General features: G+C 37.0%; 1 protein-coding gene. It reads right to left on the minus strand.

Translation table 11 applies throughout. The features are described from left to right. Positions 1–112 precede the first annotated feature (112 nt). Positions 113–1,447, minus strand: a complete 1,335-nt coding sequence (locus QZ359_RS04730; protein WP_000094601.1) for an Nramp family divalent metal transporter — start codon at positions 1,445–1,447, stop codon at positions 113–115. Positions 1,448–1,729: the final 282 nt, after the last annotated feature.

Below are 1,729 nucleotides of genomic sequence, written 5' to 3' on the forward strand. Positions count from 1 at the left end.
GATTCCTCGGTTTTCATTTCATTAAAAGTAAGAGACCTATTTTTTCAGTGGACTCAAGAAATCTTGGGTATCTTTTTTCTTATATGCTTGTTTTATAACTCGGGTGAATTTCTTAGAAAATATCAAATAACAATTTCACATTGAGAATTGTTAAGATAATGGAAACGATATAGCCAAGGATGGTATTCCATTTGGCATTGGTAAATTCTCCCATCAGTGATTTCTTAGAAGTTAGATAAATCAGTGGGAAGATTGAAAATGGAAGAGCAATCGAAAGAAAGACTTGTGAATAAACCAATAACTGATCCAATGTTTTTTCCTGATGACCAAACAGAACCGCTACAATCATGACAGGCAACAAGGCAAAGAGACGAGTTGCCAAACGAATGAACCATTGAGGTAATCTCATATGCAAGAAACCTTCCATAACGATTTGTCCAGTCAAGGTACCCGTAATTGTCGAATTTTGACCACTGGCTAATAAAGCCAAGGCAAACAAGGTTGATAAGGTCGAGCTAGCTATAGCTCCTGCAATAGTAGAATCCTGCAAGGCATTATACATTTGAGAGAAGGCAGAAATCTCAGATGCATGGCCGAAAAAGAGAGCCGCCCCGAGAATTAATAGAAGGGAGTTAACCACAAAGGCCAAGGATAATTGGAGATTTGAATCCCAGGTCATAAAGCGCACGGCTTTTCGAACATCATTCTTGTCCTTGTGATTGATTTTCCGAGTTTGAGACAAGGAAGAATGCAAATAGAGGTTATGGGGCATAACCGTTGCTCCCACGATCCCTAGTGCCAAGGTTAATTGACTTTCATGCCCTGGCAAGGGACTTTCAAATAAGGTTGCATTCGGTAGATAACCCTCAACGATTCCTTGGAAGCTTGGATGTGACAAAGCTACCAGATAGGTAAAAATTGCTAGAATGGTTAAAATCAGTGTTGTCACAATAGCTTCAATCTTCTTAAAGCCAAATTTCATCAGAAGCAATAAGAGAAAAACATCCAACACGGTCAAGAGAATTGCTATCATAATCGGAATCTTAAAGAGAAGATTGAGAGCAATCGCTGAACCTAGAACTTCTGCCAGATCTGTCGCCATCAAGGCTAATTCTAAAATCACCCATAGACTATAACGAAGCCATTTAGGTGAATGATGAGCCGTTGCTTGAGCCAGGTCCATCTGGGTTACAATACCAAGCTTTCCTGCCATCTGCTGAAGTTGCATGGCAATGAGAGATGAAATCAAGATAACAAACAAGAGACTGTACTTATAGGATGCACCACCGACTACACTGGTAATCCAGTTTCCTGGATCCATATAACCAACTGCGACAAGAGCACCCGGACCTAAAAAGGCATTTAAATTTTGCCAGAAATGATTGTTATTTGGAGTATCGATAGATTGATTAATCTCAGAGAGTGACACTTTTTTATGAGAAGACATAGATACTTACCTCTTTCTAAACCTACTTTTTCATTATTTTCTATTAGAGAAAAATAAGATTGACTTTAAACTATTAAAACAATGAAAACTATATGAAAAACATTTAGTTTTTTCATTATTTTTCTTAAGGCACCTTAATTATAACAGAAAATATGATAAAAACTTAAGAAAATTCAGGACTTGATTTGATATTTAGGATACGACGGAATGTTGTATCCTTTTTGTAAAAAAGAATACCAAGGAATACCAAAGAATAAAATAAAAAACGTTGTAAAAACAACG

The sequence above is a fragment of the Streptococcus sp. genome, assembly GCF_019414905.1.
Lineage (GTDB): Bacteria > Bacillota > Bacilli > Lactobacillales > Streptococcaceae > Streptococcus.

Bases quoted from the DNA above. Each gene is read 5' to 3' on its own strand.
- QZ359_RS04730 (WP_000094601.1), bottom strand. From the start codon at position 1,447: ATGTCTTCTCATAAAAAAGTGTCACTCTCTGAGATTAATCAATCTATC.